At 63.6% G+C, this 13224-nt stretch carries 12 protein-coding genes; 8 read left to right on the top strand and 4 right to left on the bottom strand.

Features of this window, described 5'->3' with window-relative positions; translation table 11 throughout:
* Position 1 precedes the first annotated feature (1 nt).
* The 4 genes from urtE (at position 2) to RX331_RS29155 (ending at position 3492) form a co-directional block, all read left to right on the top strand.
* Positions 2–691, top strand: coding sequence for an urea ABC transporter ATP-binding subunit UrtE (gene urtE, locus RX331_RS29170; RefSeq protein WP_317253054.1), 690 nt, complete (start codon positions 2–4; stop codon positions 689–691).
* A 34-nt stretch (positions 692–725) separates the two neighbouring features.
* Positions 726–1955, top strand: a complete 1230-nt coding sequence (fmdA, locus tag RX331_RS29165; protein ID WP_317253053.1) for a formamidase — start codon at positions 726–728, stop codon at positions 1953–1955.
* Between the two features lie 108 nt (positions 1956–2063).
* Complete coding sequence (locus RX331_RS29160; protein ID WP_317253052.1) at positions 2064–2411, top strand: zinc ribbon domain-containing protein; 348 nt, start codon at positions 2064–2066, stop codon at positions 2409–2411.
* 40 nt (positions 2412–2451) lie between these two features.
* Positions 2452–3492 (top strand): aliphatic amidase, encoded by a 1041-nt coding sequence (locus RX331_RS29155; RefSeq protein WP_317253051.1) that lies wholly within the window; start codon positions 2452–2454, stop codon positions 3490–3492.
* Positions 3493–3740: 248 nt separating this feature from the next.
* Here the strand turns inward: RX331_RS29155 and RX331_RS29150 are convergent, their stop codons facing one another.
* Complete coding sequence (locus tag RX331_RS29150) at positions 3741–5315, bottom strand: hypothetical protein (protein ID WP_317253050.1); 1575 nt, start codon at positions 5313–5315, stop codon at positions 3741–3743.
* Between the two features lie 266 nt (positions 5316–5581).
* On the bottom strand, positions 5582–6529 hold the full coding sequence (locus RX331_RS29145) for a VOC family protein (protein WP_317253049.1): 948 nt from the start codon (positions 6527–6529) through the stop codon (positions 5582–5584).
* A 48-nt stretch (positions 6530–6577) separates the two neighbouring features.
* On the opposite strand from RX331_RS29145, the gene RX331_RS29140 reads away from it, so the two are divergent.
* The 4 genes from RX331_RS29140 (at position 6578) to RX331_RS29125 (ending at position 10561) form a co-directional block, all read left to right on the top strand.
* Positions 6578–7204 carry a LysR family transcriptional regulator gene (locus RX331_RS29140; protein ID WP_317253048.1) on the top strand — a complete coding sequence of 209 codons (627 nt, stop codon included), beginning with the start codon at positions 6578–6580 and terminating at the stop codon, positions 7202–7204.
* Positions 7205–7212: 8 nt separating this feature from the next.
* Positions 7213–8055, top strand: a complete 843-nt coding sequence (locus RX331_RS29135; protein ID WP_317253047.1) for an aldo/keto reductase — start codon at positions 7213–7215, stop codon at positions 8053–8055.
* 345 nt (positions 8056–8400) lie between these two features.
* Entirely contained in the window at positions 8401–9360 is a 960-nt protein-coding gene (locus RX331_RS29130) for a DMT family transporter (protein ID WP_410708327.1), read from the top strand.
* A gap of 118 nt (positions 9361–9478) precedes the next feature.
* Positions 9479–10561, top strand: a complete 1083-nt coding sequence (locus tag RX331_RS29125) for a zinc-binding dehydrogenase (protein ID WP_317253045.1) — start codon at positions 9479–9481, stop codon at positions 10559–10561.
* A 158-nt stretch (positions 10562–10719) separates the two neighbouring features.
* Here the strand turns inward: RX331_RS29125 and RX331_RS29120 are convergent, their stop codons facing one another.
* Both RX331_RS29120 and RX331_RS29115 read right to left on the bottom strand, forming a co-directional pair.
* A complete protein-coding gene (locus RX331_RS29120; protein ID WP_317253044.1) occupies positions 10720–11871 on the bottom strand; it encodes a DJ-1/PfpI family protein in 1152 nt (383 codons plus the stop codon).
* Positions 11872–12688: 817 nt separating this feature from the next.
* The gene (locus tag RX331_RS29115; protein WP_317253043.1) at positions 12689–13150 is read right to left on the bottom strand and encodes an Lrp/AsnC family transcriptional regulator; all 462 of its coding nucleotides are present in this window, start codon (positions 13148–13150) and stop codon (positions 12689–12691) included.
* Positions 13151–13224: the final 74 nt, after the last annotated feature.

Raw genomic sequence — 13224 nt, 5'->3', positions numbered from 1 at the left:
AATGCTGACAATCTCCGATCTTCACGTCGCCTACGGCCAGAGCGAGGTGCTGCACGGCCTCAACGTCTCGGTCGCGCCGAACGAGATCGTTGCGATCATGGGCCGCAACGGCATGGGCAAGACCACGCTGATGAAGTCGCTGATGGGCATCCTGCCTACCAAGAGCGGCTCGGTGAAAATGGACGGCGCCGAGCTCAACACGCTGCCGAGCTATGCGCGCGTCGCCAAGGGCCTCGCCTATGTGCCGCAGGGGCGCATGATCTTCTCGACCATGACGGTGAAGGAGAACATCGAGACCGGGCTCGTGGTCTCCGGCCGCTCTGAAGTGCCCGACGATATCTACGAGCTGTTTCCGGTGCTCTTGGAAATGAAGGGCCGCCGCGGCGGCAACCTCTCCGGCGGCCAGCAGCAGCAACTCGCCATCGCCCGCGCGCTCGCCACCAAGCCAAAGGTGCTGCTGCTGGACGAGCCGACCGAGGGCATCCAGCCGTCGATCATCAAGGACATGGCGCGCACCTTGAAGCGCATCCGCGACGAGCGGGGCCTGTCGATCGTCGTCTCCGAGCAGGTGCTCAGCTTCGCGCTCGATATCGCCGACCGCGTGCTCGTGATTGAGAACGGCGAGATCGTCCGTGACGACCCGCGCGAGTCGGTCGATGCCGCGCAAGTCTCGAAATTCCTGTCTGTCTAAACCGTACCTGCATTTTTCAAAAGGGGAGCTCTCGATGCCAGAGACACTGATCAAGGTCGATCTTACCAAGTCGGCCTACGAGAACGACATGATCCACAACCGCTGGCACCCCGATATTCCAATCGTGGCATGGGTCAATCCGGGCGACGATTTCATCATCGAGACCTATGACTGGACCGGCGGCTTCATCAAGAACAACGATTCGGCCGACGACGTGCGCGACATCGATCTGTCGATCGTCCACTTCCTGTCCGGCCCGATCGGCGTCAAGGGCGCCGAGCCCGGCGATCTCCTGGTGGTCGACCTGCTCGACGTCGGTCCGCTGAAGGAGAGCCTTTGGGGCTTCAACGGCTTCTTCTCCAAGCAGAACGGCGGCGGCTTCCTGACCGATCATTTTCCGCTGGCGCAGAAATCGATCTGGGACATCAAGGGCCTCTATACCTCGTCGCGCCACGTGCCCGGCGTTTCCTTCGCCGGCTTGATCCATCCCGGCCTGATCGGCTGTCTGCCCGATCCGAAGATGCTGGCGACGTGGAATGCGCGCGAGGCCGAATTGATCTCGACCAATCCGACCCGCATTCCCGGCCTTGCCAATCCGCCATTCGCGCCGACCGCGCATGCCGGCCGCGCCAAGGGCGACGCCAAGGCCAAGGTCGGCGCCGAGGGCGCGCGCACCGTGCCGCCGCGCGAGCATGGCGGCAATTGCGACATCAAGGATCTGTCGCGCGGTTCGAAGATCTACTTCCCGGTCTACGTGCCGGGCGGCGGGCTCTCGATGGGCGACCTGCACTTCAGCCAGGGCGACGGGGAGATCACCTTCTGCGGCGCCATCGAGATGGCCGGCTGGCTGCATTTGAAGGTCGATGTCATCAAGGACGGCGTCGCCAAATACGGCATCAAGAATCCCGTGTTCAAGCCGTCTCCGATCACGCCGAACTACAAGGACTATCTGATCTTCGAGGGAATCTCGGTCGATGAAGCCGGCAAGCAGCACTACCTCGACGTCCACATCGCCTATCGCCAGGCGTGCCTGAACGCGATCGAGTATTTGAAGAAATTCGGCTACTCCGGCGCCCAGGCCTATTCGATCCTCGGCACCGCGCCGTGCCAGGGCCATATCTCCGGTGTGGTCGACGTGCCCAACGCCTGTGCCACGCTGTGGCTGCCGACGGAAATCTTCGACTTCGATATCATGCCGTCGTCGGCGGGACCGATCAAACACATCACTGGCGACATCCAGATGCCGATCTCGCCGGACAAGTGATCCCTGCGCGAGAAGGATGCGGGACGGCATGCGTGCTGGCCGCCCCGCATCCGCGGCGAATGGAATCCCTTCGCTACTCGCCATTCGCTACGCGCCTGAGGAAATCCAATGCCCGTCTACGAATATCTCTGCAACGATTGCGGCCCGTTCACCGACATGCGGCCGATGGCCGAATGCGACGATCCGCAGGATTGCCCGCGTTGCGGGGCTGAATCGCCGCGCGTCATACTGACGGCGCCGGCGTTTTTCTGCATGCCCTCGGACAAGCGCAGGGCGATCGCCACCAACGAGCGCAGCGCGCAAGCGCCGAAGTCGCTGGCCGAATACAAGGCATCACACGGCCCCGGTTGCGGCTGCTGTTCGACGACCAAGAAGAAGCCGGCGCGGCTGATGACCAAGACGAAGAGCGGCGCGAAGGGTTTTCCGACCGCACGCCCCTGGATGATCAGCCACTAGCGATCCCCTGAAAACCCAAACCACAACAAGAGGCGATCCCATGCTCCACGGTGACATTTCCTCCAGCAATGACGCAGTCGGCGTCGCCGTCGTGAACTATAAGATGCCGCGGTTGCATACCAAGGCCGAGGTGCTCGACAACGCCCGCAAGATCGCCGACATGATCGTCGGCATGAAGCTCGGGCTTCCCGGCATGGATCTCGTGATCTTCCCGGAATATTCGACGCACGGCATCATGTACGACTCCAAGGAGATGTACGAGACGGCGTCATCGGTCCCGGGCGACGAGACGGAAATATTCGCGGAAGCGTGCCGCAAGGCCAAAGTATGGGGCGTGTTCTCGCTGACCGGCGAGCGGCATGAAGAGCATCCGCACAAGGCGCCGTACAACACGCTGATCCTGATGAATGACAAGGGCGAGATCGTTCAGAAATATCGCAAGATCATGCCGTGGGTGCCGATTGAGGGCTGGTATCCCGGCAATTGCACCTATGTCTCAGAGGGCCCGAAGGGGCTGAAGGTCAGCCTGATCATCTGCGACGACGGCAACTATCCGGAGATCTGGCGTGACTGCGCCATGAAGGGCGCCGAGCTGATCGTGCGCTGCCAGGGCTACATGTATCCGGCCAAGGAGCAGCAGGTGTTGATTTCCAAGGCGATGGCCTGGGCCAACAATGTCTATGTCGCGGTCGCCAATGCCGCCGGCTTCGACGGCGTCTACTCTTACTTCGGCCACTCCGCGATCATCGGTTTCGACGGCCGCACGCTCGGCGAGACCGGCGAGGAGGAGTACGGCATCCAGTATGCGGGGCTATCGAAGACCCTGATCCGCGACGCCCGCCGCAACAACCAGTCGCAGAACCACCTCTTCAAGCTGCTGCATCGCGGCTACACCGGCAAGATCAATTCCGGCGAGGGAGCGCGCGGCGTTGCCGAGTGCCCATATGATTTCTACGCAAAATGGATCGCCGATCCCGAAGGCACCCGCGACATGGTCGAGGCGCTGACGCGGCCGACCGTCGGCACCGACGAATGCCCGATCGAGGGCATCCCGAATGAGATGACGGGGACGAATTACTGAGACCCTCAACTGTCATCGCCCGGCTTGACCGGGCGATCCAGTGCGCCGCGCCGTATCGTTCGGTCGCCGGCGCCTCTGGAATACTGGATCACCCGCTTTCGCGGATGATGACAGCTGTGGGAGCAAAGCAAACGGGTCGCGCGAATGCGCGCCCGATGACAGGCTCCGTGTGCCAACTATTCACGATGAACGCATCCACGGATGGTGAGCACGACGCGAGTGCGCCGTTGCCCACCCAACGTGCGAGGCTATCCCCACATGTGATGGAAGTGGTGCCCGATCTCGGCGAAATGTGAATCGTGCGTTTCCACATGCGCCGGCGCGAGATCGTGCGTACCGGAGTCGGTGGCCGCGAGCGTTGTCGCGACAGCAGCGGGAGCCGCGGCGACGGCCGGAGCCGCAGGAGTCGGTGCTGCAGCAGCCGGAGCAGCAGCGGCAACCGCAGCCGGAGCCCCCGCCGTCGACAGCACCTCGGCCACCGTCAAGCCATCGGGGTTATAGGTGCCGCCGGTCACCGGGATGTTGTTGCCGCCGACATCGGCGGAGTTGGCGTGCATCTGGTCGGCGGCAGCGGCGACCAGTGCGGCGTTTCCGGTCTGCAGACCTTCGATCATCTTGGTCACCTCGGCGCCGAGCGTGCTGGTGTCGCCGAGCAACTCGTTGTCGAACCGCGCCTCGAAGATGCCGCCCTGCGCCGCGTCGAAATTGGTGACGTCGGTCTGGAAGGTGTGCAGGTCGGCGATGACTTGCGCGGTCGCGGCCGCGTCGTGCGCGGTGACGGCGGCCATCGCCTGTTGTCCCAGCGAATTGGACTGCGCGATGAAGTTGGCCCAGAACGTGGTCTGCGCGTCGTTGTCGAGGTATTTTGGCGTAGGGTTCAGCGCGTCGCCGAAAGGCGTAAAGCCTGCAACGCCGCCTTGGTTCGCCATGTTCGCCAGGTTGGTGTCGCCCTGGACGATGTCGATGATGTCGAGGATGTTGTCATTGCTGGCGCGCCCCGCATCGGGGTTGATGCCGGCCTCGGCGATGTAGATGTTCTCGAGCTGGAGCTGCCGCACGACCGCTTCGGCGTGAACGCCGGTCAGTCCGCCGAACAGCAGCGGGTTGGCTGTCATCAAGGCCTGCATATCCGTGATGATCGCGTTCACATCGTTGCTGATCGTGGCCGCGTTGTCGGCATTGACGCCGCCGAGTATCTGGCTCGCCACGTCGTTGAAGATGACGCCGATCTCGGCGAGGTTGGTGTGCGGCGCGGTCGCGGCCGTGACGCCGGCGGCAAGGCCGACGGGGGCGGCGAGAAATCCGGCCGCGTCGTTTTGTGTCGCCAGGGTGGCGAGATTGGCATCGTTGTTGACGACATTGAGAATGTCGAGATGGCTGGTGCGCAGCGCCGCTTCTGCCGCAGCGACGCTGCCGAAATCGCCGCCGCCATTCACGGAGGCCGTGGCCGCCGAGAGCGCGGTCGTGATATCGGCCAGGATCGTGTTGACGTGGGTCAGCGTGTCGCCGGTGAATTGTCCGGCCGCGACCTCGGCCTGAAGGCCGGTCTGCACGGCAGTGAGATCGGCGGTGTATTTGAACACGCTGCCCAATCCCTGGCCGCCTTCCTCGACCACGTTTTGCCACAAACCGCCCACCAGGGCGCGGGTTGCGTCGTTGAACGTCAGGCCCAGATCCGAAAATGCCGGCGCCGAAGATGCCGGGGGTGTTGGATCGGTTGGGGTTGTGGGATCGGTCGGCGGTGTCGGATCAACCGGGGGATCAGGCGTAACAACGGGGGATGTGTGATCGTGGCGATGATGGTGATGAGAATGGCTGGCCATGGCTGGCTTTTCTCCCTGTCAACGTGACCGATAGCCGCAATCGATCGTCCCCCTTCGTGGCGTCATTCAGCCGAGACCGCGGCTGTCGCTCCTGGAAGCAAGGTGATAGATGGACGAATCCGTGACGCGCGATGGAACCCGCAAGCCGGATTCCCGCTCATCCGTACCGACGAGATCGTCGAACAAGCGCGAACATTTCGCGTGCCGGCATCGTCGCCGCCGGCTGACGATATGCGTTGCTAAGGGCCTGTGGCGCTTTTCGCATGTCAGACCGTCTCTTGCTCGACGAACTCCAGGGCCAGGCCATGCGTCGCGGCAGATGAAACAAGCAGCACAGCGCCGATCATCTCGAAGTCGACGCCGTTGTCCTTCAATCCCCGTCTTGTCGCATCCAGATCGGCGACCGCCAGGCGCGCGGCACAAAAGCGTGGCGACATATCAATGGCGAGACCCGGCAGCCGGCGCGTGATCTCGGTCGGACTGAGCACGGTGATGCGATCGCCGCGCTCGCCGACCGTGAGCCGCCCGGGTGCAAGCTCCGCCTCGCCTTCCATGACGCGCACGAGGCAATCGCGGTGCGCCGCCGGCTCCGGCGCCGACATCACGACCTCGACCACGCGGAGCGCGCCGTTGGGGTGGCGCTGATACTGCGGTTTCCAGAACAGCTCCGGCGGGTGATGCTGCTGGCAGGTGAAGAAGGCGATCGCAGGCATGGCTGATGCCGTGGCAAAGGCCAGCGAAAACTCGACGCGCGCCGTGCCGCCGCCCGGCAGCACGGCGTCGCGGCCGAAATCAAACGGCGCGTAGGCACCGATGTGTTCGGCCCTGAAGCGCGCGGCGTCGGCATGGGCATCGTCGCTGTGCAGCGCCAGCATCGACATTCCTTCACGGGTGCGAAGAAAATCCTGGTTGTGGGCGGCGAAACTGAAACGATCCGGCGCGGCCGGCGGCACCGCCGCAGCATCGGTGACCCCTAGCAGTTCCAAAAAATTGTTCCCGAACTGTGCGAGGCGATTGCTGGTTCCGAACGGATGCACACCGGTCGGCGTGAGGGTGAAGCCGAGCGTTTGCCAATCCAGCGCTGCCTGCTCCAGATCGTGAACACAAATGACGAGATGATCCAGTCGGCGGGGCATGGGCTCTCCGGGTTGCGGATCGACCGTAACCGGCGGCATCGCCGCGCGGCAAAGCATTGTTGCTGCAGTTTTGCGCAAGAAAATCTATTGCAAGCCCACCGCCGATCGGTGTCAAAGTGGACGGCAATGACCTACATCCTCCCGCCGCTCAACGCGCTCCGCGCCTTCGAGGCCGCCGCGCGCCATCTCAGCTTCAAGCTTGCCGCGCATGAACTGCATGTGACGCCGGCCGCCGTCGGGCAGCAGGTGAAGGCGCTGGAGGAGCGGCTCGGTGTGCGCCTGTTCGAGCGGCTACACAAACAGCTCATCCTGACCGAGGCCGGCCAGGCCTATCTGCCCGAAATATCAGACGGCTTTCGCCGCATTGCGGACGCGACCGCTCGGTTGAAGCCGGTGGGCGCGGTGCTGCTGCAGCTTGGCGTGTACGCCAGCTTCGATCTGCGCCGTCTGGCGCTGGAAGAGTTTCGCACCAGCCACGCGGAAATCGGCTTGCGGGTGCTGCAGCCCGCCGGCCTGCACGAACTGGTCGAAGGGAAGGTCGATGTGCTGATCGCGCGCGGTCTCGGCCATCATCCGGGCTATCGCTGCGATCGCGTCGGGGAGGGGGCCGGGCTTGGCGATTGGCTGGTCGCGCCGGCCGGCACGGCGGACTGCCCGGAGATATCGAGCTTCCGTGATTGGCTGCGCGGTTTGCCGGATGCTAATCCGCTTGCGCTGCAGCGCCGCCGTGTGGTCGGCATCGTCAGAAGTTGAGGTTGGTCTTGAAGCAGAAAAAATTCGGCTCTCGCGGCCCCGACGTATCTGTGATCGGGCAGGGCACCTGGTATCTCGACCACGGCGACCGCAACGCCGCGATCGCTGCGCTGCGCCACGGCATCGAGACCGGCATGACGCATATCGACACCGCCGAGATGTATGGCGACGCCGAACTCGTGATCGCCGACGCCATCGCCGGCCTGCCGCGCGAAAAACTCTTTCTCGTCTCAAAGGTATTGCCGAGCAACGCCTCGCGGCGCGGCACGATTACCGCCTGCGAACGCTCGCTAAAGCGGCTGAAGACCGATCATCTCGATTGCTACCTCCTGCACTGGCGCGGCTCCTATCCGTTCGAGGAGACGGTCGCGGCATTCGAGGAGCTTGCCGCCAGCGGAAAGATCCGCTCCTGGGGCGTCAGCAATTTCGATGAGGACGATCTCGACGAGCTGCTCGATGTCGCCGGCGAGGGCAGGATCGCCTGCAACCAGGTGCTCTATCATCTGCAGGAGCGGGCGATCGAGCACGCAGTGATCCCGTGGTGCGAGCGCAATGGCGTTGCTGTCGTCGCCTATTCGCCGTTCGGCCATAATGACTTTCCGTCCGCACGCAGCAGGGGCGGCGAGGTGCTGCAGAGAACCGCAGATGCGCACAGAGCAAGCCCGCGCCAGGTCGCGCTGGCGTTTCTCACGCGCGCGCCGTCGGTGCTGGCCATTCCGAAAGCCTCGAGCGCGGATCACGCCACGGAGAACGCCGCCGCCGGCGATCTCAAGCTGAGCGATGCCGACATCGCCGCACTCGAGAAGGCGTTCCCGCGCGGGCCGAAGCCGCGCGGTTTGCCGATGCTTTGACTCCCTCGCCCCGTTCTTCACGGGGAGAGGGCAGGGGTGAGGGGCTTCTCTCCGCGAGTGCGACAGTCGGACGGACCTGTACCCCCTCACCCGGAATTCGCGCTTTGCGCAAATTCCGACCTCTCCCCGCAAGCGGGGCGAGGTTGAAGGGTGCGCTCACGTCGTGGCATCACGCGCGGAACCACGGTCCTTAACAAAGTCTTTCAATTGCTCCCTCTGCGCATATCGGCATCCCGCTTTCGGACCTAGTCGCATCCCGCGAATTGGTGTTTTTTACAACCTCGCCCGATTCGAACTACTGCCTTCGAGATTGCCGTGACACCGCCCCCCGCCGTAGCCGCAAGGCTGGACAGCGCTCCGTTATCTTTTCCCGAGAAGAAAGCCTCCATCCGCAAGGCCCCTGCGCGTGCCGACCGGCCGTTCAAGGGCATCGCGCTGATCCTGGCCTCCACGGTGTTTCTCGGCACTTCCGACGTTACGGCGAAATATCTCTCGGCCACGCTGCCCTCGATCGAGATCACCTGGATCCGCTTCCTGGTGTTCGCGCTGATCATGACGCCGGCGATGATGCCGGGCTCGCCGCTGTTTGCGATGCAGACGGGTCGTCTCGGCCTGCATCTGCTTCGCGGTGCGACCATCCTCGGCTCCTCGCTGTTCTTCATCTCCGGCCTGCGGTTTCTCCCCATTGCGGAAGCCTCCGCCACCGGCTTCGTCGCGCCGCTGTTCGTCACCGCGCTGTCGATCATCTTCCTTAATGAGAAGGTCGGCCTGCGCCGCTGGATCGCCACGGCTGTTGGCCTGATCGGCGTGCTCATCATCTTGCGGCCGGGCACCGGCGCGTTTCATCCGGCAGCGTTCTTTCCGCTGGTCTCGGCGCTGGCCTGGGCCTGCACGCTGATCATCACACGGATGATGAGCGGCACCGAGCGCGCCATCACCGTGATGGCCTATTCCTCGATCGTCGGCCTTTGCATTCTCTCCGCGCTGGTGCCGTTCGTCTGGGTGACGCCGACCTGGCACGACATCGCCTTCGGCATTTTGATCGGCATCGCCTCGACCGCGGGGCAGTGGATCGTGGTGCTGGCGTTCCGCTATGCCGATGCCTCCGTGCTGGCGCCGTTCTCCTATACGCAGCTCTTGTGGGTCAGCGTGCTCGGCTTCTTCATCTTCGGCGAAGTGCCCGACGCCTACACCATCACCGGCGCCGCCTTCATCGTCGCTAGCGGTCTCTACACCGCCCATCGCGAGCGGGTGCGCCAGTCACAGCTTCTCTCGGTCTCGGGCGAGCCGTCGCCCAACGCCTGAGGCTGGCCGACAAGCCGACAAGAAGTCATGAGTTCCCGCGTAGCAAAGCGTGTGGTCCGCTATTCCCAGTAATTCTCCATGCTAAGGTGATGAAAAATCATCGGGAGGATTCTTTCTCATGCGCGCCGCCATTTTCCGCAACGGAGAAATTGTCGTCGACGAGATGCTGGAGCCGCAGCCCCGCGCCGGGCAGGTGCTGGTGAAGTCGCTGGCCTGCGGCATCTGCGGCTCCGACCTGCATGCGCTCAAGCATGCGCACCGCATGGTCGAGCTGGCCAAGCACTTTCCCGGCCGCAAGCCGATGGATCTGTCGCGCGACGTGGTGTTCGGCCACGAGTTCTGCTGCGAGGTGCTCGATTACGGCCCCGATACCGCGCGAACATTCAAGCCGGGCGCAAAGGTCTGCTCGATCCCGGCGCTGCTGACCGCTGAGGGACCGAAGGGCATCGGCTATTCCAACGATTTTGTCGGCGCCTATGCCGAGCAGATGCTGCTAAGCGAGGCCCTGCTGCTCGAAGTACCGAACGGTCTCGCCGCCGAGCATGCCGCGCTGACCGAGCCGCTCGCGGTCGGCGTGCATGCGGTGACAAAAGCGAATATCAGCGGCGGCGAGGTGCCGCTGGTGATCGGCTGCGGCCCGGTCGGGCTTGCCGTCATCGCCGCGCTCAAGATCAGGGGGCTGCACCCGATCATTGCCGCGGACTACTCGCCGGCGCGGCGGGCGCTTGCCGAAAAGCTCGGCGCCGACGTCATCGTCGATCCCGCGCGCACGCAGCCTTATACGACCTGGGCGGAACACGCCGAGATGTCGCCGGAGGAAAAGGCCGCGCGCCCACCGCTGCAGGCGTTGCTGCCGGCGCTCAAGCCCGCGCTGATCTTCGAATGCGTCGGCGTGCCCGGCCTGATCCAGCAGGTGTTCGAGGGCGCGCCACGCGACGCCCGCATCGTCGTGGTCGGCGTCTGCATGGAAACCGACCGCTCGGAGCCGATGCTCGGCATCATGAAGGAGCTCAACGTCCAGTACGTGCTCGGCTACACGCCGGAAGAATTCGCATACTCGCTGCGCCTGATCGCGGAAGGGCAGGTCGATGCCGCCTCGATGGTCACCGCTACCGTCGGCATCGACGGCGTCGCCAGGGCGTTTGCCGATCTCGCCAATCCCGAGGCGCACACCAAGATCATCGTGGAGCCGTGGCGGTGATGAGAATTTGAATCCACGCTCTTTCCCCGTTATTGCGAGCGCAGCGAAGCAATCCATCTTTCGGCGCAAGAGGTGACAATGGATGGCTTCGCTGCGCTCGCAATGATGAGGCACCAGTTGTGTCCGACCGGCCGGGTCAAGCCCGGCATGACGGTAAGTCACGGCGCCGCACGATTTCTCGGGTACTCCAGCTGCATCGCGACGAAGTCCGTCGTGTGCGCACCATAGCGCGCCGTCATGGCGCGCAAGGTATCGTCCAATGCATCCGCCGGCTTGCGCTCTCCGACGGACGGCGGCAGCCGCTCCGCCGGCCAACTCGCCGCGACCTCTTCCGGATAGATGCGGAGGCCGCCGCGGCTCTGCCGGGCGTCGGCGGTGGCGGCGAACGTCACCGCCTGGGAGCGATAGGTCCGCGACCACGCATCGGCGGCGAGCGCCAGCGACACTTCGTCGACGCCGTCCTTGAGCTCGATGCCGAGCCGTTCGTGTGCCCAGAACGTGGCCGTGTTGCCGATCGCGGTCAGCGCAAACGGTCGCGTGAAGCGGAACGCGTCGCTTTCATGGCGCGCATCCCAGTCGGCGACGCCGATATCGCGTCCCACCGCGCGCGCCTTGTCGTGGCCGGCGATCGCCTCGATCAACCCCAGGGATATCGGCATCGAGGCGGAGATGCCGGTGGTGGTCGCCACGCCGTCGTCGACGACGAACCGCCGATCCCTGACGTATTGCATCGTCGGATGCTTGCTGCGCAATTCCTTGACCGAATACCAGTGCGTGGTCGCGCGCTTGTTATGCAGCAGCCCGGCCTCGCCGACCACTTTGGCGCCGACGCAGACGCCGACGATGATGGCGCCTCTGGCCGATTGATTCCTCATCCATTGCAGCGCCACTGGATCGTCGTCGCGGATCATCGCGGGAACGATGACATAGTCGGCGCCATCAGGGTGCTGCGCATCGAACTCGGCGATGGTCGCCTGCGGCTCGACCTTGAGCACCGGATAGAGCTGCACGGGGCCCGGCTTCGTCGCCAGCGTGATGACATCGGCGACATCGGCGCGTCGCAGGATGCCGTAGGGCATCAGGTAATCGGTGGTCTCGGTGCCGTCGTTGATGCCGATGATGGCGATCAGCGGGCGCTGCCGCTTCGGCGGCTTCAGCGCCGCGACCGTCGCGTCGCGCTCGGCCTGTGCGATCGGCGGCGGCGGGGCAACGACTGGGGCAGGCGGCAGCGACCACAGCCAGCCACCGCCGACAATGAGAAGAAGTGCGACAGTGCCAAGGGCGCTCCACAACAGTCGTCGCGATGTCATAATTGCCGGCTCGATGCTTGCTTGATTGCGCCGGAGTCTACTGCCGTCATATTCCGCTGGAAATGACACAAATCCCGCAAAAACGGTCATGCAGAATGATGGTGTCTAGGGTGCGCAAAAGAGCGCAAGCGACGTGCCACCCTACGAAATCCGCTTCTGTGACTGCCCGACGTCGGGCAAATCACTTCAAGCGATGTCAAGCCAGTAATTTCTGATAATCAGAAATATTCCGCTTCCCTTTTCACCCAAAACAGCGGCATAACTGCGCTCGTCTCACCGCGACATGAGGGGCGTTGGCCATCGTCACTGACGCGCGGGGAGATGCGATGGACGCGGAGGCCATGACAGACGAGTGTGGCTGACGCGTACGGCGAAGTCGTATGGTTCTGGCGCCGTGGTGCTGGCGTTAAGTCCGCAAGAGGCGAAAGCGTTTTGCCGGCGACGGAGGCAAAAGAGCCGTTCTCCGGGAAGAGTACGAAGTAAGCCGTAAAGCCATTGCGCAGGGAAGGCCGGGATGCTTCCGCCGAACCTGTATGCTCGTGTGCAGCTTTTGCTAATGCGCATATTGGCACACGAGACCGCGGGTGCGGCGCGCACCCGGTCTTCCCTGCGCCCTCTGATTGGAGGGCGGGAATAAAGGGTAAAGCTCGGACGCACATGCGTCGCGAGATCGCGAACTCATACTCGGTCGTCGTCCTCCGCGAAGGCGGGGGACCCAGTATCCCAGAGACGTCAATGATTGAACCGAGAAGCCGCGGCGTACTGGATCCCCGCCTTCGCGGGGGATGACGGTGGTGTATGTGGCGTTATCTCCCCATCACACCGGCAACGCGATCGAATACTTCACCTGGCTCAGCGCAAAGCTCGATTCGATCGAGGCGATGCCATCGAGCCGCGTCAGCTTGTTCTTCAGGAATGCTTCATAGGAGGAGAGGTCGGCGGCGACGACGCGCAAGAGATAATCGCGGTTGCCAGTCATCAGGTAGCACTCGAGCACCTCGTCCCATTTCGAGATCGCCTTGGCGAAGCGATTGAGGTCCTCTTCCTTCTGCCGCGCCAGCTTGATCGAGATGAACACGCTGACGTGAAGCCCGAGCGATTTCTGGTCGACGGTCGCGATATAGCGGGTGATGACGCCGCGCTCCTCCAGCAATTTCACCCGGCGATGGCAGGGGGAGACCGAGAGGCCGACCCTGTCGGCGAGTTCCTGCATGGTCATGCGACTGTCGCTCTGCAGGTGGCTGAGGATCTTGCGGTCGATGGCATCAAGGGCGGCCATTGGGATGAACTCATGGTTTGGAGGGGCATTGTGGTATTTTATCCCAATATCGGACGGTATGCCGCAGGAAATTG

It is taken from the genome of Bradyrhizobium sp. BWA-3-5 (assembly GCF_032917985.1).
GTDB lineage: Bacteria > Pseudomonadota > Alphaproteobacteria > Rhizobiales > Xanthobacteraceae > Bradyrhizobium.
The sequence above is the reverse complement of the archived record's forward strand: the minus strand, read 5'-3'. Positions and strand labels throughout refer to the sequence as shown.

Excerpts from the sequence above, each read along its gene's own strand:
- urtE (WP_317253054.1), top strand. The coding sequence starts at position 2 with ATGCTGACAATCTCCGATCTTCACGTCGCCTACGGCCAGAGCGAGGTG.
- fmdA (WP_317253053.1), top strand. The coding sequence starts at position 726 with ATGCCAGAGACACTGATCAAGGTCGATCTTACCAAGTCGGCCTACGAG.
- RX331_RS29160 (WP_317253052.1), top strand. The coding sequence starts at position 2,064 with ATGCCCGTCTACGAATATCTCTGCAACGATTGCGGCCCGTTCACCGAC.
- RX331_RS29155 (WP_317253051.1), top strand. The coding sequence starts at position 2,452 with ATGCTCCACGGTGACATTTCCTCCAGCAATGACGCAGTCGGCGTCGCC.
- RX331_RS29150 (WP_317253050.1), bottom strand. The coding sequence starts at position 5,315 with ATGGCCAGCCATTCTCATCACCATCATCGCCACGATCACACATCCCCC.
- RX331_RS29140 (WP_317253048.1), top strand. The coding sequence starts at position 6,578 with ATGACCTACATCCTCCCGCCGCTCAACGCGCTCCGCGCCTTCGAGGCC.
- RX331_RS29125 (WP_317253045.1), top strand. The coding sequence starts at position 9,479 with ATGCGCGCCGCCATTTTCCGCAACGGAGAAATTGTCGTCGACGAGATG.
- RX331_RS29120 (WP_317253044.1), bottom strand. The coding sequence starts at position 11,871 with ATGACATCGCGACGACTGTTGTGGAGCGCCCTTGGCACTGTCGCACTT.
- RX331_RS29115 (WP_317253043.1), bottom strand. The coding sequence starts at position 13,150 with ATGGCCGCCCTTGATGCCATCGACCGCAAGATCCTCAGCCACCTGCAG.